The following is a 22599-nucleotide window of genomic DNA, read 5'->3' on the forward strand; positions in this document are numbered from 1 at the left end:
AGGGGATAATAGTCCATGTATGAACTGAAAACAAAGGAAACAGATAATAGTGTCATTGAATTCATTGAGAATGTGGATTCTCCTAAGAAGCGTGAAGATGCGTACCGCTTATTGGATCTTTTTGCTGAAACGACGGGGCATGAAGCAAAGATGTGGGGACCTAGTATCATAGGGTTTGGATCTTATCATTATAAATATGATTCCGGTCATGAAGGGGATGCGCCACTTGTAGGATTCTCACCACGTAAAGCAAAGATTAGTTTGTACTTTGCAACTGGGGACTCAGAACGAAGTAAACTGTTGGAGAAATTCGGTAAACATAAAGCTGGAAAGGCATGCGTGTATATTAATAAAGTAGCTGATGTTGATGAAGAGGTATTGAAACAGTTAATAGATCAGTCTATTACCTTTCTAAACCGTACCTATCCTAATCAAGAAAAATAGGATGAATAAGTTGCTATAAGCTAGACAAGAATATTGTTTAAAAGGATTGATCTGCGACCATTGGTGAACAGCGTAAGATCTTCCTTCAATTGAAGGTGAAGCAATGAATTTATCAGAACTATGCATACGACTCACGTTGACGTTTATAACGCTATTTATTCTCACTAGAATTACCGGGAGGAAAGAAATTAGCCAGATGACTTTCTTTAACTGGGTATCTGGCGTAGCCATTGGGTCTTTAGCTGCCAATATTGCAGTAAATAAGAATCTAAGTATTACTCTTGGCCTTATTGCACTCATTGGTTGGACATTGCTGACTCTTATAGTTGAGTTTCTTGATATTAAAATTAAGAAAACTCGACAGTTAATCATTGGTGATCCAATGGTAGTCATTAAGGAAGGTAAATTAATGGAGGACATCCTTAAGAAAGCGCGATTAGATATCGACACGTTAAGAGCTCTTTTACGAGAAAAAAATGTGTTTCAGTTATCTGATGTTGATTATGCCATTTTTGAGACTAATGGAAAGCTTTCAGTGATAAAAAATGCCGAGAAGCAAATGGTAACGAAAGAGGATATGAATCTGTTTAGTAAACCTAAACCGTTTCCTTTAGCTACTGAAGTCATTTCAGATGGCACAGTTCATACTAAAAATTTGGAAATGATCAATCGAGATGAGAGTTGGTTAGTTCAACAACTACAACAAGCAAATGTAGCATCAGTGTCGGATGTTTTTTATGCAGAAATTCAACAAGATGGAAGTCTCTATATTGATCAGAAAAGGGATCAATCAATAAATACTTAATAAAGAAAGGAGCAGTCAAATCGCTTCTTTTTTTGTATCAGACTACAACTAATTCATTCATTAGTCATAATCGGAATTAAGTTCCAATATACTTTTTGTTCCATTTTGTAGAAATATTTTCCACCTTTTTCACTTCTTTTGTGATTTAATAGATTTGTATATTGAATCTATTAAATGGAGGTTAGGAATGAAGAAGGTTAGTAGCGTCTTAGTTGTCGTTATGATTTTCACATTGCTTTTCAGTCAGTTACCAATGAAAGAAATACAGGCTACAGCTGGAAATGTACCAGAGAATGAGGTCAAATTAACAAGTACTTTTCCTATTGAAGGAAATTTTGACGACAGTGAGCAAGTTCACTGGTACAAAGTCCAACCTTCAGAATCTGAAATTAGGGATTATACTCATTTAAGAATAAAGCTTCAGTCCGAACAGGAGTTAAACGTTACAGTTTACTCAAGCCTTGAAAATGCTGTAGACAATCGTGCGTTTGATCGTTACATGGGATTTTCTTATGAAAATGAACCTGCGATGATTGACTTCCCATTAGCATGGATCGGCCCTTATTACATAAAGGTTGAACACTACGGCGAAGAAGGATATCCAGTAGAAGAGTATGAGGAAATAAATAGTGAAGAAAGGGCGTCATACACGATTTCTTATGACGGTGTTTCGCTTGCTCCATTCGACTATGTGATGACAGAAGAGTGTCCAGCAGAGCTAAGTACGAAAGAACGTGAGAATGGCAAGCTAATTCTGAAAGATCTCCGGTCAATTCGTGAAAACGTACTAGCCAAAACCGACAAAGGTAAGAATCTTTCAGAACTTTATTATAAGAGTGCGCCATTTATCAGTGCGAAAATGGTTTTTAGTCAATCGATGAGAGAAAGTGTTTATCAAGACTTAATTCAATTAAAGGATTTATTTGCTGATGTAGCAGAGAATGGAAGTGCAAGTAGCTATAAAGTAACTCAGCAAGATCAAAAAGCAATTGATCGATTATATGAAACAGCGTATGACTCTGTACCTGCTTTCCTTCAAAAGCAAATCGAAACAACAGGGAAGAGCGTTGGCATCTCTAATCTTACTCAATCAACTATCTCTTCTATCCTCACGAAAGCTGGTTTTGCAGCACCAAAGGCTGGCAATCGTGTAATTGTTAAATTGAAAGACAATCAGAAGGTTTCAAGTATTACCTCTAAAGCACAGTCATATGGTGTTAAAGCAATTGACCCTTCAAAGCGAATGGGGCAGGCTTTGCTAACATGTATGTGATGGAAGTAGGAGTGAGCGCAAAGGATTATCAAGCATCGGCAAAAACGCTTGAATCCGCATCTAATAACATTGCAAAGCTTCCAGAAGTAGACTTTGTTGAACCGGTTCAACAGTATACCGTCTTTACTGAAGATACTCACTATCCTTATCAATGGTCACTTAATAACAATGGGGATGACGGTGGAACAGCTGGAGTTGACATTCAATTCGAAGAGCTTCAAAAATGGACGAATGGAAAGAAGTTAAAGGAAACCGTCATTGCTGTTGTTGACACAGGAGTAGACAACACGTTAGCTGATTTAAGTAAATCTGTTGATACTAGCAGTGCTTATAATTATATCGACCGTAACTCTAATGCGTTGGATGACAATGGGCACGGTACTCACGTTTCGGGCATTATAGCAGCTGAAGCAAATAATCATTATTCCATGGCAGGTCTTAGTTCACATGCTACGATTATGCCGGTGAAGGTGCTTGATGCTTCAGGGTATGGAGATACAGAACAAATCGCTTATGGTATTAAATATGCAGTAGACCACGGTGCACAAATCATTAACCTTAGCCTTGGTGGCTCGTATAGTCGTGTGATTGAATATGCCCTTAAGTATGCAAATGATCATGGTGTAACGATTATCGCAGCAAGCGGTAACGATGGATTCGAGGAGATTTCCTATCCTGCATCGTCAAAGTATACGATATCAGTAGGTGCCACTAATCGACTTGATATTGTCTCGGACTACTCTAACTTTGGTGAAGGTCTGGACCTTGTTGCACCTGGGACAGATATCCCATCTATTATGCCTGATGGTAATGTTTCTTACATGACCGGGACATCTATGGCAACCCCACACGTATCAGCCGTTGCAGGAATATTGCTTTCACAAAACCCTGAATTAACACCGGCTCAAATACATGGGATATTAACTGAAACAGCGATCGACGTTGTATTTGATGAACAAGATAATCCATACAGTGATTATGAAGACTACTACTATGAAGAGGAAGAGCCTTATCCGATTGAGGAGCCAGTTCCTGGATACGATCTTGTTTCCGGATGGGGAAGATTGGACGCATATGGCGCTGTTCGTGCTCTTGATGGAACAAAAGCAACAATGGAACGAATTTCAGGTGCCAACCGATATGAAACAGCGGTGAATGTTTCAAAGAAAGGCTGGAAAAAGTCAGACGTTGCCATTATTGCAACAGGACGGAATTATCCAGATGCACTTAGCGCCACACCGCTTGCTCATCAAAATAAAGCACCACTTCTCTTAACAGATACGAGTACATTACCGGATGCTGTATTGAATGAACTTGATCGACTTGACGTGAAGCAAGTTATTCTAGTAGGTGGTAAATCTGCTATTACAACAAATGTTGAAAAACAGCTAAAAAGCCTAAACATTTCGTTTAAGCGAATTAGTGGAAGTGATCGTTATGAAACTTCTGTCAATGTTGCTAAGCAGCTAGCGAAATCAGAGCAGGCAGTCGTTACAACAGGAGAAGGTTTTGCAGATGCGCTTTCGATTGCTCCTATTGCCGCATCACTTAACATGCCGATTCTATTAACAAAGAAAAGTTCGCTTCCACAATCGGTCGAAAGCTATGTGAAAACAACAACGATGAAGGAGTTCTTCGTAATTGGTGGAACTTCAGCAATTCCGAACAGTGTTGCGAAAACCCTAGGCAAATACGAGAGAATCAATGGAAATGATCGCTATGAAACAAATAGTAACGTCATTCACTACTTTGCAAATAAGCTGAACATGTCTACACCTCTTATTGCTATAGGGAGTAATTATCCAGACGCACTTTCAGGATCTGCTTTAGCTGCATCTAAGGGAACTCCAGTTCTTTTAACACATGCTAAACAAGCTCAGGTGACAACAAAGAAAACGATTTCGAAGTATGGTGCTTTCGCTAACAAATACTACATTGTTGGTGGAAAGAGTGCCCTATCTGATGAGCTAGTTCAATCATTATTTGAGTAATTCAAACGAGAGTCCTGATTATCCAGGGCTCTTTTTATATAAATTGAATTTTTATTATGGAGATAACTATCTGTTATTTGTTTTAAATATTCTAAAAAATGAAACTTTATTCCATTTAAAAACGTAGAAATAATTAGCGTAGGAGGGATATTTTGAAAAAAGTCATTGGTAGGTCATTGTTATCAACGATCATACTAGGTTTAATAGTATGGGCTGCAAGCGCACTCTTTTCTTTTTCGTATCTTGAATGGAGTTTTCTAATTGGTCTCGCGATATCTGTGGTGTTATATTTTTTTAATAGTAGTGGAGGCTTGCTATCAAAAGGAACAAATTTTGAAGCCAGTCAAGCGGGGTGGAAAATTCAAAGCGACAACGAATTGAAAGTGAATGTCGGTGCCGTGTTCTATGGTGCCGTGCTATATACCATTATTAGTTTAGTTGTGACTATTATTACTTACTATTGAACTGTTGATAGACATTAGAATGTGCTTGCTTAACAAATTGTAAGTCCTCTTTGCAGGGTTAGATTAAGAATGATATTCTTCTTTTCCGCTCCCAAACCCTAAATAACAACGGCGCAATCATTATTGCGCCGTTGTTATTTATTATCCACTTATTAATGTTTAGTGCGCTAATTTACTTTGTTGTGATTCAAGCTGCACAGCCTTAATGCCTCCTTCTTTCGTATCTGAAACGAAGGAAAGCTTGTTTTCTCCAGCGTTATATACATGGAGGTATTCGTTATCAAGTTCATTGAAAACAACTTCATCTGGTTCGCCGAATTGACAAACGAGATCGTTATAAGGAACGGCTTCTCCTTCTGACAAAGCATTGTAACGAAGGTTGAATACCTCCTGATTGACTGTTAAGTACGTATACTTAGTGTCAGAGAAACCTGGCAGCCCTTCGTATAGGTCTTTCTCGTAAGACATTGATGGTTTCTCTTGTTTAAGCGCTTCTTCCGTCATTCCCAGGAAAATGGAAGCGTCTTTCAAATGACCTTGTTCCGCAAATTTCATAAGCTCGGTATGAAATGGAGAGGCAGTGCAAGATGCATCAGGCCCTGTTGATGTTAATGGTTTCTGATCCGTCATTGTAAAGCTACCACTAAAATCTACTTCCGCATCGTTTAAACAGGAATCTTCTTTAAACGTAATGACGTCACTTTCAAGTACAAATGTTCCTTTACAAGCTGGATCCTCAGCGTCCTGAAATGTTGCTTCATTGCCAGTGATGGTTGCGCTACCTGTTAGTTTACCTTCGTGACCATCATTACTTATATTGAAATCGAACTGAAAGGAATCAGGGGAAACGTTAGAAATGCTCAAATTTCCTTGTTCAAACTTAGGATCGATGTAGAGCGCTTCCTGCCAATCAGATTCTTTGCTTTCCGTATTTTCTTCAGATTCATTTGAAGTACCCACAGGAATAATTGTATAAATACCTGTGAACGATACAGCGTTGTCTTCAGTTTGACAGTCCTCACTCGTATCAATTGTAATTTGGTCTTGTTGCCATCCAAATGTCGCTTGACACTTTGCGTTATCTGGGTCAGTGAACGTAGCTGTTTCTCCATCTACTTCTGCTGTTCCTGAAAGCTCTCCAACATGTTGGCCATCGTATGCCTGAAGCATGAAGGTAAATGAGTCATCAAGAGGTTCGGTAATATCCATAGCTCCTAAAATGATGTCATTCTCTTCCCATTTGTACGTTCCTTCTTGAAACAAAGAGCTCACCTGACTGGCCGGTTCTGATTGCTTGTCCCCTGTTTCTTTCTTTGCATCTACTTCTTCAGACGAATTCGATGAAGTTAGAAAGTTGCATGACGTTACAAGAAGTAATAAGGAGAATAAGAAGATCAGACGAAGAGCTTTCATACAATTCCTCCCACTATAGATAGATTATAAAATGATTATACACAAGCTTGTTTGAAAGAAAGGACTATTGGTGTCGAGGATGAAAAATTTGCATTGTCTAGTTTAAGAGAATGTTTCTGTAAATTAGTAGACGATTTCCGGGGAAATGATTGGAAGAAGTCGAATGACCAAAATCTCCTATAAATTGACGGTGAGAAAGATCGAAATTTACTCTTTCTATTAGAATTAGAAGCAATCTCCTTATGCATTGTGTTATCATTTTCTTATTAATGTTATTCGGTTATATGAAAGGTAGATGTACTAAATTGGAACTTATATCAGATAATGTTGTGCTAATCGGAGTTTTTCTCCTGATATTTGCTTTATTACTAGCGAAATTCAACAAGAAAAAATAAGACTTGTTAAGAAAGGGGATTCAACATCGTGGGGAAATGTACAATTGATTACTCATATGGGGATGTATTAGCGAAGCTTGAAGATCAGTCAGACTTCATGCCTGATGCACTTGTTCAGAAGATCTATAAATTTCTTCATCAAACGCTTTCACAAGAAACGTTGAATGAGTTGTTTCATCTTTTGAAAAAGTATGATTTAGCTTCAAAGCCTGAAAAAGAAAAGCGAAATCATGAAATTGAGAACATGACAAAAAGATAAGGATTGATAAAGCGGTTGATGCTACATGAGTGAGTTAATTTCTGCTCCAGTCACTGAGTGTGGTTTTTCAATATTTGTTTCGAAAGCAACAATCTTTACGAAAACTGCCTTTATGTCATTGACTTAGGTTTCATTTATGTATCATTGTTTTGAATAACCTAGTATTGTAAGCGTTTTCCCATTATAATTAGATAGAAAATGTTCTGTCATATGACAAATTATTCAGTGGAGCGTATCGATTGATGGCTGTTAGTGTACCCCATTTCTATGAAGAATCATGATAATGGAGGGATATGAGATGAAGCAAGGTGCAATGGAAAAACGAATTGCTGAGCTTGAAGAAACGGTCGACTTTCTTTTGTTCAGGCAGGAGCTCCTTTTCTCAAACACGTCGATAGATCGAGTGCTGTACGAATACGGCATCAAGAGAGACCAGTATGATCGCATTATCACATTGATGACCGAATACGAGGAAAGTATTGTAGAGAGAAAACCAGTCAATCACTATGCTTTTGAACAAGCCATTTATCACATTGTTCCTGAGCAAGCAGGTAACCATCAATTTGCAGAATACTTAACAAGGGTTTTTTGGGAAAATGATTGCTGTGAAAATGTCTTTAAGGAGCTTTATGCAATGGAACTGTATTCATTGTAAAGAGTTTACTATGAATTGAAATAAAGCATAAGGCAGTTGAACATCTCAACTGCCTTTTTGCCTTTCTTTTAGGGAGCTTATTGATAATTTTATAGAAGAAACATGATACGATGATGGATATGAACAAGTACTAATAGAAAGTAGTGATGGAATATGCATCAGAAATTATTCTATGAAGATCCATACATAACAACCTTTTCAGCACAAATAGGTAAACAAACGACGGATGAAGCGGGGCGCCGTTATGTTGTCCTTAATCAAACAGCTTTCTACCCGACTGGTGGTGGGCAACCTTTTGACACAGGGACGTTAAATGGCGTAGCTGTTACGGACGTAGAGGAAATGAACGGTGAAGTTCGACACTTTGTTGAAAAAGAAGTTGAAGAAGAGGTACATGGGGAAATTAATTGGGTGAGACGCTTCGACCATATGCAACAGCATGCAGGACAACATGTTCTATCGGCTGCGTTTGAAGACACGTTTGCATACAAAACCGTTAGCTTTCATCTAGGGCAAGACGTTTGTACGATTGACCTTGATATCTCTTTATTGGACGAAGCAGAAGCAAGGGAAGCAGAAGCATACGCAAATTCAATTATTCAAACGAATCATCCAATTGAAACGAAATGGGTGAATAAAGAAGAATTAGCTCAATATAATCTTCGTAAAGAAGTATCGGTAGCTGAAGATATTCGCCTTGTTATCATTCCTGATGTTGATTATAGTGGCTGTGGTGGCACTCACCCTGCTTCAACAGCGGAGGTTGGTGCGATCAGTATTCTGAAATGGGAGAATCAGAAAAACCATATGCGTGTTCACTTTGTTTGTGGCAATCGAGTGATGGAACAGCTTCATGAAAAACAGAAGGTTGTGCAGGGGCTCACGAATATACTCAATGTCCCGCAAGTAGACCTTGTTGATGCAGCTAATCGTCTCGTCCTGCAGACAAAAGAGTACGAGAAAACGGTAGATGAATTGAATAGTCGTCTTCTTTCATACGAGGCGAAAGAGCTGTTGCAGTCGGCAGACACGATAGATAACCAAAAGGTTGTGCAGCTGATATCCAACGAATATGGGATGAAAGAAATTCAAAAGCTTGCCAAAACGATATTGAGTACAGATCCTTTTGTTGTTGTTTTTCTAATTAGTGAAAAGGAGAATAAACTTCAGATTGTATGCGGCAGAGGCGCAGAACTTGAATTGGACATGAATCGCGCTTTGAAAGAAGTGCTACCACTTATCAACGGTAAAGGCGGAGGAAAGAAAGACTTTGCTCAAGGTGGGGGAGAAGCGATCAGGTCTGCTGAAGAAATATTGATTGAGCTTGTGAAGGTGAGTCTTCAATAGAAAAACCTATAATAAACTTCTAAAATATTGAACGCAAAAAGCCACAGCATGCTGTGGCTTTTTATGTTCTTATTTATTATAGACAGCTAATCGATCAATTAACTGAGAACTTTCCTGATTTACTCCGGTTATCTCCACTTCAATATTATTCTGCCTGAACTTCGCAACAATCTTATCAACTGCTCCAACACCTGAATCATCCCAGACGTGAGCATTCGATAGATCAATTTCTACGCGTTCAACTGAGTCTTTATAATCAAAGCTATTGACTAAGTCGGTTACGGATGCGAAGAATAATTGACCATGAACATGATAGATCTTCTTTTCCGTATAGGCATCTAGCTTTTCTTCAATACGTACTTTAGAAATCTTCGATGCGAAGAAGAGGGCACTTAAGATAACACCTGCAAGGACACCTTTTGATAAATCGTGTGTTGTTACGACTGTTACGACAGTGACAACCATAACTGCTGCATCAGAGCGCGGCATTTTATGAAGATTTTTAACCGATGACCAATCGAATGTCCCGATTGAGACCATAATCATCACGCCGACAAGTGCAGCCATTGGAATCTTAACGAGAAGATCGTTCAGTACGAGAATAAGGAACATTAAGAATACACCTGCAACAAGCGTGGATAGACGACCCCGTCCACCAGATTTCACATTAATAACAGACTGTCCAATCATTGCACAGCCGGCCATTCCTCCAAAAAATCCAGCAACAACGTTTGCCGTACCCTGTCCTTTTGCTTCTCTGTTTTTATCACTATCGGTGTCTGTTAAATCATCTACAATTTGAGCTGTTAAGAATGTCTCAAGTAGTCCAACGATGGCTAAAGCCATTGAATATGGAAAAATAATCGCAAGCGTTTCAAAGTTCAACGGAATGCTTGGGATAAGGAACAATGGAAGAGCCTGTGTTAATTCACCCATATCGCCAACTGTTCGTACGCCACTACCTGTCATAATCGCAACAATTGTAATGACGACAATTGCAATCAAAGGTGATGGCAAAGCTTTCGTGAAACGTGGAACGATGTAAATGATCGCAAGCGCCCCTGCAACCATTGCGTACATCGGCCATGATTCACCAGCAAAGTGAGGCAGCTGTGATGTGAAAATAAGAATACCAAGTGCATTTACGAAACCAACCATAACCGAGCGCGGAATAAATTTCATGAAACGCGCTAATTTGAAAACACCAAGTAGGAATTGAATGATTCCGGTTAAAATCGTAGCAGCAAGTAAATACTGTAGTCCATGATCGGCGACAAGTGTAACCATTAAGAGCGCCATCGCTCCTGTAGCTGCCGAAATCATACCTGGCCTACCACCAACAAAGGCAATGACGACAGCGATACAGAAACTTGCATACAAACCGACCATCGGATCGACACCTGCAATAATGGAAAATGCTATCGCTTCTGGAATTAGGGCAAGCGCTACAACGATTCCGGCGAGCGTATCGTTTTTCACATTCCCAAACCAGTTTTCTTTAATTGAAGTTAAATTCAAAGTGGCACCTCTTTCTAAATCTAGTATAGTAGTGACTTCTAACTCTCATAGAAGTCGAGTCCGTTTACAACAAGATGAATTTTAACATAGAATCTATGAAAATGAAAATAATTATGTAAGCGTATCTCAATGTGCTTTTTCTTATTTATTCTCTATTTTACTCTTAAATACTTCGTTTTTCATTATAATGATTTCACCGCAATTTATTTAAACTTAATAGGATTAGCTAGTTTATAACCTATTTTATTATTATTTGATCTAACTCGTTATAATGAGTTATCTTATTAATGGAGATTCCTTCACAACGTATTGAATTTTGATAGACTATGGAGATAGATTGATAAGGAGCGATACAATGGATAGTGAGCATCATGATATTATGACGATCTCTCAAGTAGCCAAATACTTTCAAATAAGTGAGATGACCACATATAAGCTCGTTCAAGAAGGTAAGATACCTGCTTTCAAAATTGGTAGTCACTGGCGAATTCAGAAATCAGATCTTACAGAATTAATTCAAAAACTTAAGAACGGCGAACGGATCTGATTAGAAGTGGAAGAGACGTTACTGTGAAAAGCCCCGATCGTCTAGACGATCGGGGCTTTTCTATATTTGAGTTAAGCTGAAGCATTGCCTCTAAGGTCATTCTCAATGTCTTCAAGACTTCTTCCTTTTGTTTCAGGAACGAATTTCAATACAAAGAAGAATGCAAGAACGCCAATAATTGCAAAGAGCACGAAGACCCATGCTGTACCAATAGCGCCGAGTAATACTGGGAAAAATAATGATACAACGAGATTTGCGGCAGACAACAGTAGTGTTGTAAATCCTGTCGCCGCTCCCCTTGCTTTCATTGGGAAAAGCTCAGGAAGCATAACCCATACAACTGGTCCCCATGTTGCAGAGAAAAAGACTATGAATAATCCAAGAAAGACAACGGTAAGCCAGGCAACGGTTGTCGTTAATTCAGCAGTGAATAGAATGGTAGCCAATACAGATAGGCTGAGTACCATTCCAACGTTACCGAGCAAAAGCAGTTTCTTTCTGCCTAATTTATCGATTGTTGCAATGGCAACTAGGGTCATTAGTACATTAACGATTCCAATTCCGACTGTCCCGAGGATGGAAGCAGAGCTACCGAGGCCTGCTTTCGAGAAAATAGTCGGTGCATAGTAGATAACGGAGTTAATACCAATAAGTTGCTGAAAGATGGCAATTCCACTACCAATTAGAAGCATTGGGCGAATCCATTTTGACTTCAGCACGTCCCACGTACTTTCTTCAACTTCTTCTATTTTCTTCATCTGTTTCATTTCATTATCTATTTCACTTTGCTCTCGAGTTAACGCCATAATGCGACGTGCCTCGTCTTCACGATTTCGTTTAATTAACCAGCGTGGACTCTCTGGCATAAATAGAACGCCTATCATCAAAATAATCGCGGGTACTGATGCAAGTCCAAGCATCCAGCGCCAGCCTTCCATTGGAGCGAAAGCATAATTGACGAGATAGGCGATAACGATCCCAATCGTAATCATTAATTGATTAAGTGAAGCGAGAGCTCCTCGTGATCGTGTTGGGGCCATTTCTGATAAGTAGACGGGTACAATCGCTGTAGAACCACCAACGGCTAAGCCAAGTACAATTCGTCCAATAATAAGGATCGTCGCATTTGGAGATAGTGCTAGAACGAGAGATCCTATTAAATAAATCAATGCTATGGCAAAGACAACACGCCTTCTACCAAACCGATCAGATACATAACCACTCATTCCGGCACCAACGATTGCCCCGCCTAGTAATGAGCTAACAACAACGCCCTCTAGAAAATCAGAAAGCGGAATATCTTGGTCGATAAATAATAAGGCACCTGAAATAACGCCTGTATCATATCCATAGAGCAGTCCTCCTAAAGCTCCAAAGAAGAATATCCACCCTTTGCTAATGCTTCTGTTCATACACAAGACCACCTTTTCACTACAGTTATATCCTCAAGATTATTTCCACAATAGTAAGGAGAACAAACATCAAAACGTTCGTTTCCGTTAGTAAGTTAATCATAAGACGTTCTTTTTGACATATGACACGGTGTCGCATATAGTTGGTTTGGTGAAAGTATGACATAGTGTCACAAGATATAGAGGTGGTGTTCCCAATGCCGAAACAAACATTTTTTAATTTAAACGAAGAAAAGAAGCAAACACTAATCGATGCAGCGAAAAAAGAATTTTCAAGAGTATCACTGTACGAAGCTTCGATATCAAATATATTGAAAACAGCTGCAATTCCAAGGGGAAGTTTCTATCAGTATTTTGAAGATAAAGAGGATGCGTTCTTCTATTTGCTAAATGAACATGCAAAAGAACGACACGAGCATTTAATTTCGAATTTAAGAAAGTATGATGGCGATCTTTTTGAAGCCATTGAAGATATTTATCATTCGGTTTTGACTTCAGAAGATGCTGGGCAAAGTAATTTCATCCGGAATGTGTTACTGAATATGAATTATAAAATAGAGAACACATTCTCCAAATATTTAACAGAAGAAGCATTAAATAATCGGTATCACGAAATATATGAGCTAGTGAGTACTGAACAACTGAACTTTTCGACTGAAAAAGAATTATTTCATATCATTCAGATTTTGACGGCAATTACGTTTCATAATCTCATCCATAGTGTTTCAAATGAATTAACGATAGAGGATGCGATGAAGAAGTATCAGCTTGAAATTGAACTGCTTAAAGTTGGGTTATGTCGGTAATATCTAATGAAAAATTGAATAGAAAGAAGGGAGAATATGAACGAAACGAATCAACCAGAACAGGGCATCGGATCCTTTAACAAAAAGCCATTGTTACTTGTATTACTATCAGGTGCATTCGCTGCAATTCTAAATCAAACGTTGCTTGCGACAGCATTGCCACACATTATGGTGGATCTTAACCTTGAAGCAAGTACTGCTCAGTGGCTGACATCAATCTTTATGCTTGTAAATGGTGTGATGATTCCCATTACAGCTTTTTTAATAGAAAAATTCACCACGAGAACCTTATTCCTAACCGCTATGGGATTGTTTGCTGTAGGAACGTTAATTTGCGCCATTGCTCCTAATTTTCCAATATTAATGCTAGGTCGTATTATTCAAGCATCAGGAGCTGGCATTATCATCCCTCTCATGCAAACCATTCTTTTTCTCATTTTTCCTGTTGAGAAACGTGGAACAGCGATGGGAATGTTTGGTCTCGTCATATCTTTTGCTCCAGCAATCGGACCAACATTGTCCGGCTGGCTTGTTGAACATTATCCATGGAGGAGCCTTTTTTATGTGATTTTGCCGATTGTAATCATTGATTTTGCTATTGCTTATTTCATCCTGAAGAACGTTACCGAGCAGACAAATCCGAAATTAGATATTCTCTCAATCGTCCTGTCCTCCTTCGGTTTCGGAGGACTATTGTTTGGATTTAGTAGTGCAGGAACAAATGGGTGGGCTAGTGAGCAGGTTATCGTCGCTATGATCATTGGTGGCGTGTCATTAACATGGTTTATCTTAAGGCAGTTAAAATTAACACAGCCTATCTTACAGTTCAAAGTATTTCAATATAAATTGTTTACGCTGACGACGGTGCTTGGCATGGTTGTGTTTATCGCCATGATTGGAGCAGCTACTGTACTTCCACTTTTAATGCAAAATATGCTTGGCTTTACCGCATTGGAATCAGGATTAATGCTTCTGCCAGGGGCTCTTATTATGGGCTTTATGAACCCAATTACAGGAAGGATCTTTGATAAGTTTGGGGCAAGGTGGCTAGCGATTGTTGGACTCGTAATCGTAACTGTAACGACATTTATGTTTACAAATTTAACGCCACAAACATCATTTGCTTATCTTGCGGTCGTAAATGCTTTAAGAATGTTTGGCGTTGCCATGGTCATGATGCCGGTGACGACTGCTGGATTAAATCAGCTTCCTACTCACTTAATTCCACATGGAACAGCAATGAACAATACGATGCGTCAGGTATCAGGTGCTGTAGGAACAGCCCTACTTGTCACAGTAATGTCGACGGCAGCACAGCCTGACCGAGGCGTTGAAGGACTTGTCCACGGTGTAAATGTATCGTTCATTGTGGCGGGAATATCAGCTATTGTTGGATTGGTCTTAGCCTTCTTTATTAAAAACCCTCAGGAAGAAAAAGTGAGCACTGAACAAATCTCAAAAAACGATCCGGTTACTGAAAACTAGATTGACTGAAAACGAAAACAAGATGAAAGTGAAACGAGGCTGGGACAAAACTAAAATACATGAAGGAAATTGCGAATTTTGATTGGTAAGAGTAAGACCTTAGCGTAGCCAACATACGTAGACTCCTGCGGGAACAGCACGAGTCCGAAGCCCCCGCAGGAAAGCGAAGTATGTTGGCGAAGCGGTTGTTTCCTATCTGTAAATTACGAAAGACCCGATCTGATTCAAATGAATTGTTCGGGTCTTTCTCTTGGTTATTTACTTATGTCCCAGCCTCGTTAGTTATATCTCATAATTTCAGGATTGTAATTAAGAGAGAATACTTAAAAATGATTTCCTTTAAAAGGTAATGTTATTATTTGGGAAACTATTATCGTTATGATACGTATTAAGTAAGAGAGATATCGTACTACTTATATGATAAACGGGTATACAAAGGATAACGAATACAAGACTACGTTTTTAAGGAGGGTGAATATGCAAGAAAAGTCGATGACGTTAAGGGATGGACGGAAGCTGGGTTATTGGACTTATGGCGATCCGACAGGAATACCGGTTCTTCTTTTTCATGGAACGCCTGGATCGCGTGTATGGTTTCGAAATGATGACAAACAAGCAAAAGCTATGGGTCTCTATTTAATCACGAGTGATCGGCCGGGTTACGGTTTGTCTGAATTTCAGAAAAACAGAACGATCCTAGACTGGGCAGTAGATATTGAAGAATTGACGTCTTATCTCGGTTTAGTTAGTTTTTCCGTTCTAGGCGTTTCAGGTGGTGGAGCATTTGCCGCAGCATGTGCGTATGCCATGCCCGATCGTGTTCAGAATACAGCGCTTGTCTCATCAGCAGCACCATTTCCTGAAGGGAAAGCCCCAAAAGACATGGCAAAAGAAAACAGAAGAGCCTTTTTCCTTACAAAGCACTTTCCCTGGCTTATGAAGCAAGCGAATCTTGCTCAAAAGAAGGTTATCGAGAAAAACCCAGATAAGTATATGAAATCCATCCTAAAAGGCGATCATCCTCATCTTTCAGAATGGGACCGTGCGCTTCTGAAAGATGAAGACCTTGTGGAGCTAAGTCTCTTTCATGCGAAGGAAGCTTATCGCCAGGGAGTAGAGGGCGTCATATATGAAACCAATCTGTTAGCAAAAGAGTGGGGATTTGATCTGAAAGAAATAAGTGGTCCTGTGCGAATTTGGCACGGTGAAAGAGATACGCTTTCACCGGTGAGTGAAGTGACTAAATTAGCCCAGCAGCTTCCTATTTGTGAGGTTACATTGATTCCAGAAGGAGGTCACTTTTTAACGGAGAATAAAGAGTTATGGACTGAAATGTTAGCTTATTTAAAGGATTGGAAAGAAATTCCAGTGATAACATAGGTCATTGGGGGAAGGGCTTGTAAGAACAGCAAATAACATCTCATGATGCCATTTGCTATAGTTCTATCCCTAGTTCCCCTTGCCTGTCAGTTTTTCAGGATAATCGAAAGGAAGGCTCATCATGGGACTTACAATATTATTTTAGAAACCTACGAACGATATATTAATTAATAATGCGAAATCACTTAACCATATTTATTATATAATAATAGTATCATGTAGGCATATAGAACTAGCAGCTAACATAGAGTATCCAAGATTTATAGTTTTATGTAACTATTAACCCTATTTGATTTCCTGTTATACTTGTGACACAGAGCGAAAAAATCTTACATATATTTTGAATACTGTGAAAGGGGTGAACAATATATGGCATTACAGGAACAATTACTTGAATACTTAGATGAGAACCTCGATCGATATTTGCATAATTGGAAGTCCAAAATTCGAATATCAGAATCTGATGTTCATCAGGATAAAGTAGAAGCGAACGGTGTCATGATGTATCGCCTTGTTCAAAAAAATATAGAAGCCCCGATTAGCATGGATAGAATTGTCGCACTTGCAAAGAAAGTAGCACTCGAACGGGTAGAAGCGAACGTCAACATAGGTGACTTTATCTTTAACGTGAACGCTGGTAGAAGTGTGATGATGAAGCATATGACGTATGCAGGAATCGAAGTAAGCGAATTACAAAGTGTGTTGGACTCCATTAATGAATTGTTTGATCAATTTTCTTACCATGCTGTTACGGAATACACGAGAATGAAGAATAATGAGCTTCAAGAGAAAATCTCATTTATTGATGAAACACATCAGGAAAAACTATCAATTCTGGGACAAATGTCTTCAAGCTTTGTTCACGAGTTCAGAAATCCGTTGACGGCTATTATGGGATTTGTGAAGTTATTGCAGAAAGACCATCCAAATTTAGAATACATTGATGTTATTGATCATGAATTACAGCAACTCAATTTTCGTATTGCTCAATTTCTACATGTGTCTAAGAAGGAAATCGATGTTGGATGCGAAGAATGGTTGGACGTGAAAACTATTCTTGGGGGGATTGTTGAATTTATCTATCCAAGTATAGTGGATTGCGATGTTACGATACAAAATAATATCCCGGAGGAATTGTATATCTTTGGCCAACAGGATAAGCTCAGGCAGGTCTTCTTAAATATTATGATGAACTCACTTGATGCTCTTAAAGAAACGGCTGGTGCAAGACAAATCGAGCTGCATTGTGATCAAGGTGAGGATATGATTCACGTGCATATATCAAACAATGGTCCAAAAATTCCGAGCGAAACGTTGAAGACGATATTCGAGCCTTTTTATACAACGAAAGAACTTGGAACAGGGATAGGTTTATACGTATGTCGAAAGATCATTCAGAATCATAAAGGTACGATAAGCTGTCATTCGGTTGACGAGAAAACGACATTCACTGTGAGCCTACCGCTAGCAGATAAGGATGACATTTCGTCATCGTAACCCCTTTAGGTTTGCTACCCTTAAAGAAATCCTAATATAATAGGCATAATTGAACTAATGGGTTAGTGAGGGGAGGGAATATCATGGTTACCAAAAATGGTAGCAAGCTTAGTAAAACTTATTTTAAATCCTATATGCAGTTAGTTATAAGCTCTAGAGGATTCTCTCTAGCTGAAGCAAGAGATTATGCATTTGAAGAAATTTTTCAAAATGATAAAACGATGAACGGTGCATACTCATTCGAGCAATTCGAACAAGCTTATAAGGAAATGGCGTCTGAAGAGGGTGCAGGGAACTAAGTGAAGTAAGGTAGAAATGAGACTTTAATAGTCTCTTTTTTATTTGCAGTCGTAATGATTTTGTTTATAGGAATAAGTGAGTGGTGGCTAAGAAAATAGAGGTTATGAGAAAAGGACAGGTAAGAACCTGTCCTTTTGTGTTAGAGCATTTTATATTCTTCGTGTCTGACAACCACACGCTTTTCTTCGTCTTCTGAGTATTCTTCCCATTCTGCTACAATCGTGTTGTTTAATAGGCTACAGACTTTTGCTCTGCGATTATCGATTTCAACGACACTACCGATTTCAGGGAGAATGATTTCCTGTTCTTCCTCCATGTAAATCCCTCTTTTCTCTTTAAACTGATTTATATAATAACATAATTCATTTCGGTTTCCTAACAATCTGAAGCATTCTCCTGACATTTTTTACGGTAATTCAGAGTCATAATGAAGCGCTTACCAACATAATGTGAATTATAGCCTATTCTCTCCCCCCTCTTCTTGAGGGGATTTTTGTTGGTATCCATCTTTTTATATAGCTTGTTAGAATAGAACTGTCTAGTAGGCAGCTCTTTTTTGGTGTTTCGAAAGGTATAATGTGTAAGAAAGGATTAGAGAGGTTATAGACATGAAAAGGCTATGCCAATACATATAGAAACGAGAGGGATCACATGTGAGGGAGAACCTATTCTTGATTAATGCTTTTACGAAAGAACTATTTAAGGGAAATCCAGCTATGATCGTGCTTGTCGATGAAGAGCTGTCAGAAGAAGTAATGCATAGATATGCGAAGGAGTTTAATCAACCAATCACAACGTTTGTTAGAGTAGGCGAGGAAGTTGTTCATCTTAGATGGTTTACTCCAACTCAGGAAATTGATTTGTGTGGACACGGAACGCTTGCTGCTGCACATGTATTATGGAGCGAAGGGCATATCCCTTCTGGTCAATCCATCACCTTTTCAACGAAAGGTGGAAAACTCCGTGCAGAGCAAGTAAAGAACAAAATTCTATTAGGGTTCAACCAAATAAGAGCGGAAATGGTTAATATAACTAAGGAACTGAGAGAAGTTGTTAATGTCGATGTGAAAGCTGCGGCATGGGCGAAGGATCGTTACATTTTGGAATTCGAACAAGAGGAAGACGTTATTCAAGCTATTCCTGATTTATCTAAAATGGACCATTTGCCAGGTGCAGGGGTTGTCATAACGAGTAAAGGAACGACGTCTGATATTGTATCTAGGTATTTTGCGCCAAAAATTGGCGTGAAGGAAGATTCAGTGACAGGGTCTGCCCACTGTGCGCTTGCTTCTTATTGGAATCAGTTGACGGGGGATACAAAGTGGAGTGCCTACCAGGCATCTGAGCGGGGTGGGTTCATTGAAATGGAGCTTGATGGGGCAGATGTTACATTAGGCGGTGAGTGTATAGTACTGATGAAAGGTCATCTTCAATAAACAACACACTGAAAGAGGTTCTCTCGTATGAGGAGAACCTCTTTCAGTGTGTCGTTCTGTTTTTTACACGGATTAAGAGTCACAACAATATTTACGAAAGAGGCTTTTAATAAATAGATATAGAATATCACTCAAGAAAAGTATTAAACAGGCAATAAGCTCATTCATTGCTCATATACTGCTCGTGAAAAGAGGTGAAACAGTGGAGAGCGAACATAAAGGACCATGCAATCTTCCTAATTGCGCACAAACTACCGATAAGGCCCCTTCCTTCCGAGCGCAGGCGTTTGATCCGAAAGATAAAGAAATCAAGGAAGTAAGTCTTGAGGATTATCGAGGTAAATGGGTGATTCTCTTTTTCTATTCAAGTGACTTCACGTTTGTTTGACCAACGGAACTTGCAGCGGTCGCTGCTATTTATCCTCAGTTGAAGAGTATGAGTACAGAAGTACTTGGAATTAGTACTGATAGTGTCTATGCTCATAAAGTGTTTACAGAGGTTTCTCCTGCTGCTTCTAAGGTGAACTATCCCCTTGTGAGTGATCGAAATCATATGATAAGCAAAGCGTATCGTGTCCTTAATGAGCATGCAGGTGCTACTTATCGAGGTACAGTTATTGTCGATCCTGAGGGAGTAATTGTGACGAAGATGGTCTATCCGGTTGAAGTAGGACGGAATGCGTATGAGATTCTAAGAGTAATGCAAGGGTTACAATATAACGAGAAAACGGGTCAGGGTGTTCCGGCTAATTGGGTACCAGGGCAGCCAGGTATTGTTCGTAACACGATGTTTATAGGAAGAATTTGAAGGACAGTTGCGGAGTATGCCCGCAGCTGTTTTTAAGTTCGTAGACGGGTTACTGAACGTTCTCTTAACTACTTCAAATTAACAAAATTATACCGTAAAGAAATTTATTTCCAGTAAACGATGTCTAGTTGAGTCGATTCTTGTCTTTTTCTGGAAAGATGTTACGAGCATTAGTTTAATGTGATTTAATAGAAGTGATTGATGGTAAGGAAAGATAGGCTCAGTCCATACATAGCAATTTCGTCATGATTTGATTAAATAATAATTATGCATTAGTAAGTGGTAGGGAGTCTAAATGGCATACTATAAATAGCAAATTCCCTTCTTTTAAATGATCTGGACTGACAAACAGCCATCAGTGTACCAAGAGGTAGTTACCGTTTGGTTACAAATTTATTACAAAAGTGTTACAATACACTTATTATTCCAAATGAAAGTGTGGCTATTATTATGTGTGGTTTTGTTGGAGTGTTACGTACAGAACCAGAGAAATACGATCGTCAAGATCATTCTGATTTCGTACGAAGAAATCAAGTTATTACACATAGAGGTCCTGATGATGAAGGGTATTATACAGATCAATTTATATCTCTAGGATTTCGAAGGTTAAGTATCATTGATTTAGAAAGTGGTCGTCAGCCCTATCATTATGAGAATGAGCGTTACTGGATGGTGTTTAATGGTGAAGTATACAATTACGTTGAACTTCGAGAGCAACTAAGGAAAGAGGGTTTTACGTTTCAAACGGAATCTGACACGGAAGTCGTTCTTAGTCTTTTTGTCTACAAAGGCGAGAAAGCGTTTGCTGATTTACGGGGGATGTTTTCCATTCTAATCTGGGACAAGCATGAGAAAAAGCTGGTTGGAGCTCGTGATCCGTTTGGAATTAAGCCGCTTTATTACAAACAAGATGAGGAAGAAATTATTTTTGCCTCTGAGAAAAAGAGTATTACTCTCGTTGAAGAGTCGGAGAAGGTTAATCCAGCTGCATTGCAGCACTATTTAAGCTTTCAATATGTACCTGAACCGTTAACGATGACCGAAGGAATTAAGAAGGTAGAACCCGGCTATTATTTTGTTAAGAAACATAACGAACCGATGGTATTTAGACGCTATTTTCATGCAACATTTAAACCGATTACAACTGAACGTAACTGGACAAAATCCATTCAGGACGTCCTATATGATTCTGTAGGCATTCATATGCGAAGTGACGTACCGGTAGGTTCTTTCTTATCAGGTGGAATAGATTCTTCCATTATTGTATCAATGGCAAGAAAGGTTAATCCACAAATCAAAACCTTCTCTGTCGGCTTCGAGCATGAAGGTTATTCAGAAGTTGATGTAGCGAAAGAAACAGCCGAAAAGCTAGACGTTCCAAATTATGCTTATATGATTTCAGCGAAGGAATATGTGCAAAAGCTTCCTAAAATCATGTGGCATATGGACGACCCACTTGCAGACCCTGCATGTGTGCCGCTTTATTTCGTTGCAAGAGAAGCACGAAAACATGTGACAGTTGTTCTTTCTGGAGAAGGAGCAGATGAACTCTTCGGCGGTTATAATATCTACCGCGAGCCGCGTTCCCTTGGTCTTTTCAAAACAATGCCAACCATTATGAAACGGATGGTCAATCAAGTAGCAAGCGTACTTCCAGAGGGAATGAGAGGAAAGAGCTTCCTTGAGCGTGGCTCAACGCCACTATCGGAGCGATACATTGGAAATGCGAAAATGTTTGAAGAGGAAGAAAAGGAAAAGTTGCTCACTACTTACTTTAAGAATGAGCAATATCAGAAAATCACTAAACCATTTTATCAAAACGTAAAGCGTGAAAATCCAGTCAATCAGATGCAATATATTGATATTCAAACATGGCTTCGAGGAGATATCTTATTAAAAGCTGATAAGATGACGATGGCAAATGCTCTTGAACTTCGTGTACCATTCCTTGATAAAGAAGTATTTCGTGTAGCTCGAGAAATTCCAATACATGAGAAGATTGCGGATGGAACAACGAAGTCGATCCTTCGAAAAGCAGTTCGAGGAATTGTTCCCGATCACGTTCTCGATCGCAAGAAGCTTGGATTCCCTGTACCGATTCGACTCTGGTTGAAAAACGAGTTATACGAATGGGCAAATCAGCTAATTCATGTGAGTGAAACAGATTACTTAATCAATAAGTCATACGTGAAGGGCTTGTTGAATGCACACGCAGTTGGGAAAGCTGATTACTCTCGTAAAATTTGGACCGTGCTTATTTTTATGCTCTGGCATCAAATATACGTAGAGGAGATTTATTCGTCTGAAGAATTGCGATTAGAGGATGAAATTGTAAGTAAAGTTGCTGCGTACCGCTACTAATAA

21 protein-coding genes are annotated in these 22599 nt (G+C 39.0%); 17 read left to right on the forward strand and 4 right to left on the reverse strand.

Going from position 1 to position 22599, the window contains the following annotated elements; all coding sequences use genetic code 11:
• The first annotated feature begins 15 nt into the window (after window positions 1-15).
• From JI666_RS17590 to JI666_RS17615, 5 genes are all read left to right on the forward strand, one after another.
• Window positions 16-444, forward strand: a complete 429-nt coding sequence (locus JI666_RS17590; RefSeq protein ID WP_206894276.1) for a DUF1801 domain-containing protein — start codon at window positions 16-18, stop codon at window positions 442-444.
• A 103-nt stretch (window positions 445-547) separates the two neighbouring features.
• Window positions 548-1249, forward strand: coding sequence for a DUF421 domain-containing protein (locus tag JI666_RS17595; protein WP_206894278.1), 702 nt, complete (start codon window positions 548-550; stop codon window positions 1247-1249).
• A 187-nt stretch (window positions 1250-1436) separates the two neighbouring features.
• Window positions 1437-2522, forward strand: coding sequence for a hypothetical protein (locus tag JI666_RS21830; RefSeq protein ID WP_286170933.1), 1086 nt, complete (start codon window positions 1437-1439; stop codon window positions 2520-2522).
• Window positions 2513-4513 (forward strand): cell wall-binding repeat-containing protein, encoded by a 2001-nt coding sequence (locus tag JI666_RS21835; RefSeq protein ID WP_286170934.1) that lies wholly within the window; start codon window positions 2513-2515, stop codon window positions 4511-4513. The genes JI666_RS21830 and JI666_RS21835 overlap by 10 nt, the downstream gene beginning before the upstream one ends.
• Before the next feature lie 152 nt (window positions 4514-4665).
• On the forward strand, window positions 4666-4977 hold the full coding sequence (locus JI666_RS17615) for a hypothetical protein (RefSeq protein ID WP_211201545.1): 312 nt from the start codon (window positions 4666-4668) through the stop codon (window positions 4975-4977).
• Between the two features lie 159 nt (window positions 4978-5136).
• Here JI666_RS17615 and JI666_RS17620 read toward each other — a convergent pair whose 3' ends face one another.
• A complete protein-coding gene (locus tag JI666_RS17620) occupies window positions 5137-6390 on the reverse strand; it encodes a hypothetical protein (RefSeq protein ID WP_206894280.1) in 1254 nt (417 codons plus the stop codon).
• A gap of 423 nt (window positions 6391-6813) precedes the next feature.
• On the opposite strand from JI666_RS17620, the gene JI666_RS17625 reads away from it, so the two are divergent.
• The 3 genes from JI666_RS17625 (at window position 6814) to JI666_RS17635 (ending at window position 9046) form a co-directional block, all read left to right on the forward strand.
• Window positions 6814-7044 carry a group-specific protein gene (locus JI666_RS17625; protein ID WP_206894281.1) on the forward strand — a complete coding sequence of 77 codons (231 nt, stop codon included), beginning with the start codon at window positions 6814-6816 and terminating at the stop codon, window positions 7042-7044.
• 298 nt (window positions 7045-7342) lie between these two features.
• Complete coding sequence (locus JI666_RS17630; protein WP_206894282.1) at window positions 7343-7699, forward strand: DUF1878 domain-containing protein; 357 nt, start codon at window positions 7343-7345, stop codon at window positions 7697-7699.
• A gap of 153 nt (window positions 7700-7852) precedes the next feature.
• Window positions 7853-9046 carry an alanyl-tRNA editing protein gene (locus tag JI666_RS17635; protein WP_206894283.1) on the forward strand — a complete coding sequence of 398 codons (1194 nt, stop codon included), beginning with the start codon at window positions 7853-7855 and terminating at the stop codon, window positions 9044-9046.
• A gap of 69 nt (window positions 9047-9115) precedes the next feature.
• Here the strand turns inward: JI666_RS17635 and JI666_RS17640 are convergent, their stop codons facing one another.
• Complete coding sequence (locus JI666_RS17640) at window positions 9116-10564, reverse strand: SulP family inorganic anion transporter (protein WP_206894284.1); 1449 nt, start codon at window positions 10562-10564, stop codon at window positions 9116-9118.
• Between the two features lie 355 nt (window positions 10565-10919).
• Between JI666_RS17640 and JI666_RS17645 the strand changes: the two genes are divergently transcribed.
• The gene (locus tag JI666_RS17645) at window positions 10920-11111 is read left to right on the forward strand and encodes a helix-turn-helix domain-containing protein (protein WP_206894286.1); all 192 of its coding nucleotides are present in this window, start codon (window positions 10920-10922) and stop codon (window positions 11109-11111) included.
• Between the two features lie 71 nt (window positions 11112-11182).
• Here JI666_RS17645 and JI666_RS17650 read toward each other — a convergent pair whose 3' ends face one another.
• Window positions 11183-12523 carry a sugar porter family MFS transporter gene (locus JI666_RS17650; protein ID WP_206894288.1) on the reverse strand — a complete coding sequence of 447 codons (1341 nt, stop codon included), beginning with the start codon at window positions 12521-12523 and terminating at the stop codon, window positions 11183-11185.
• Window positions 12524-12720: 197 nt separating this feature from the next.
• Between JI666_RS17650 and JI666_RS17655 the strand changes: the two genes are divergently transcribed.
• The 5 genes from JI666_RS17655 to JI666_RS17675 all read left to right on the forward strand — a co-directional run bounded on the left by JI666_RS17655 (window position 12721) and on the right by JI666_RS17675 (window position 17990).
• Complete coding sequence (locus tag JI666_RS17655; RefSeq protein WP_206894291.1) at window positions 12721-13329, forward strand: TetR/AcrR family transcriptional regulator; 609 nt, start codon at window positions 12721-12723, stop codon at window positions 13327-13329.
• A gap of 36 nt (window positions 13330-13365) precedes the next feature.
• Window positions 13366-14814, forward strand: coding sequence for an MDR family MFS transporter (locus tag JI666_RS17660; RefSeq protein ID WP_206894292.1), 1449 nt, complete (start codon window positions 13366-13368; stop codon window positions 14812-14814).
• Between the two features lie 477 nt (window positions 14815-15291).
• Window positions 15292-16194, forward strand: a complete 903-nt coding sequence (locus JI666_RS17665; protein ID WP_206894294.1) for an alpha/beta fold hydrolase — start codon at window positions 15292-15294, stop codon at window positions 16192-16194.
• Between the two features lie 369 nt (window positions 16195-16563).
• The gene (locus JI666_RS17670; RefSeq protein ID WP_206894295.1) at window positions 16564-17691 is read left to right on the forward strand and encodes a sensor histidine kinase; all 1128 of its coding nucleotides are present in this window, start codon (window positions 16564-16566) and stop codon (window positions 17689-17691) included.
• Between the two features lie 83 nt (window positions 17692-17774).
• Window positions 17775-17990 (forward strand): hypothetical protein, encoded by a 216-nt coding sequence (locus JI666_RS17675; protein ID WP_206894296.1) that lies wholly within the window; start codon window positions 17775-17777, stop codon window positions 17988-17990.
• 140 nt (window positions 17991-18130) lie between these two features.
• Here JI666_RS17675 and JI666_RS17680 read toward each other — a convergent pair whose 3' ends face one another.
• On the reverse strand, window positions 18131-18307 hold the full coding sequence (locus tag JI666_RS17680; protein WP_206894297.1) for a hypothetical protein: 177 nt from the start codon (window positions 18305-18307) through the stop codon (window positions 18131-18133).
• 355 nt (window positions 18308-18662) lie between these two features.
• Here JI666_RS17680 and JI666_RS17685 point away from each other — a divergent pair, with 355 nt between their 5' ends.
• From JI666_RS17685 to asnB, 3 genes are all read left to right on the forward strand, one after another.
• Window positions 18663-19427: a PhzF family protein gene (locus JI666_RS17685; protein ID WP_206894298.1), complete on the forward strand. Its 765-nt coding sequence runs from the start codon at window positions 18663-18665 to the stop codon at window positions 19425-19427.
• A 202-nt stretch (window positions 19428-19629) separates the two neighbouring features.
• Window positions 19630-20235, forward strand: a complete 606-nt coding sequence (locus tag JI666_RS21840) for a peroxiredoxin (RefSeq protein WP_349769357.1) — start codon at window positions 19630-19632, stop codon at window positions 20233-20235.
• Between the two features lie 450 nt (window positions 20236-20685).
• A complete protein-coding gene (asnB, locus tag JI666_RS17700; protein ID WP_206894338.1) occupies window positions 20686-22596 on the forward strand; it encodes an asparagine synthase (glutamine-hydrolyzing) in 1911 nt (636 codons plus the stop codon).
• Window positions 22597-22599: the final 3 nt, after the last annotated feature.

The organism is Bacillus sp. NTK071 (genome assembly GCF_017303315.1).
GTDB lineage: Bacteria > Bacillota > Bacilli > Bacillales > Guptibacillaceae > Guptibacillus.

What these genes read in the sequence shown, in the direction of transcription:
- JI666_RS17590 (WP_206894276.1), top strand. Translation starts at nt 16, where the DNA reads ATGTATGAACTGAAAACAAAGGAAACAGATAATAGTGTCATTGAATTC.
- JI666_RS17595 (WP_206894278.1), top strand. Translation starts at nt 548, where the DNA reads ATGAATTTATCAGAACTATGCATACGACTCACGTTGACGTTTATAACG.
- JI666_RS21830 (WP_286170933.1), top strand. Translation starts at nt 1,437, where the DNA reads ATGAAGAAGGTTAGTAGCGTCTTAGTTGTCGTTATGATTTTCACATTG.
- JI666_RS21835 (WP_286170934.1), top strand. Translation starts at nt 2,513, where the DNA reads ATGTATGTGATGGAAGTAGGAGTGAGCGCAAAGGATTATCAAGCATCG.
- JI666_RS17620 (WP_206894280.1), bottom strand. Translation starts at nt 6,390, where the DNA reads ATGAAAGCTCTTCGTCTGATCTTCTTATTCTCCTTATTACTTCTTGTA.
- JI666_RS17630 (WP_206894282.1), top strand. Translation starts at nt 7,343, where the DNA reads ATGAAGCAAGGTGCAATGGAAAAACGAATTGCTGAGCTTGAAGAAACG.
- JI666_RS17635 (WP_206894283.1), top strand. Translation starts at nt 7,853, where the DNA reads ATGCATCAGAAATTATTCTATGAAGATCCATACATAACAACCTTTTCA.
- JI666_RS17645 (WP_206894286.1), top strand. Translation starts at nt 10,920, where the DNA reads ATGGATAGTGAGCATCATGATATTATGACGATCTCTCAAGTAGCCAAA.
- JI666_RS17650 (WP_206894288.1), bottom strand. Translation starts at nt 12,523, where the DNA reads ATGAACAGAAGCATTAGCAAAGGGTGGATATTCTTCTTTGGAGCTTTA.
- JI666_RS17655 (WP_206894291.1), top strand. Translation starts at nt 12,721, where the DNA reads ATGCCGAAACAAACATTTTTTAATTTAAACGAAGAAAAGAAGCAAACA.
- JI666_RS17660 (WP_206894292.1), top strand. Translation starts at nt 13,366, where the DNA reads ATGAACGAAACGAATCAACCAGAACAGGGCATCGGATCCTTTAACAAA.
- JI666_RS17665 (WP_206894294.1), top strand. Translation starts at nt 15,292, where the DNA reads ATGCAAGAAAAGTCGATGACGTTAAGGGATGGACGGAAGCTGGGTTAT.
- JI666_RS17670 (WP_206894295.1), top strand. Translation starts at nt 16,564, where the DNA reads ATGGCATTACAGGAACAATTACTTGAATACTTAGATGAGAACCTCGAT.
- JI666_RS17675 (WP_206894296.1), top strand. Translation starts at nt 17,775, where the DNA reads ATGGTTACCAAAAATGGTAGCAAGCTTAGTAAAACTTATTTTAAATCC.
- JI666_RS17680 (WP_206894297.1), bottom strand. Translation starts at nt 18,307, where the DNA reads ATGGAGGAAGAACAGGAAATCATTCTCCCTGAAATCGGTAGTGTCGTT.
- asnB (WP_206894338.1), top strand. Translation starts at nt 20,686, where the DNA reads ATGTGTGGTTTTGTTGGAGTGTTACGTACAGAACCAGAGAAATACGAT.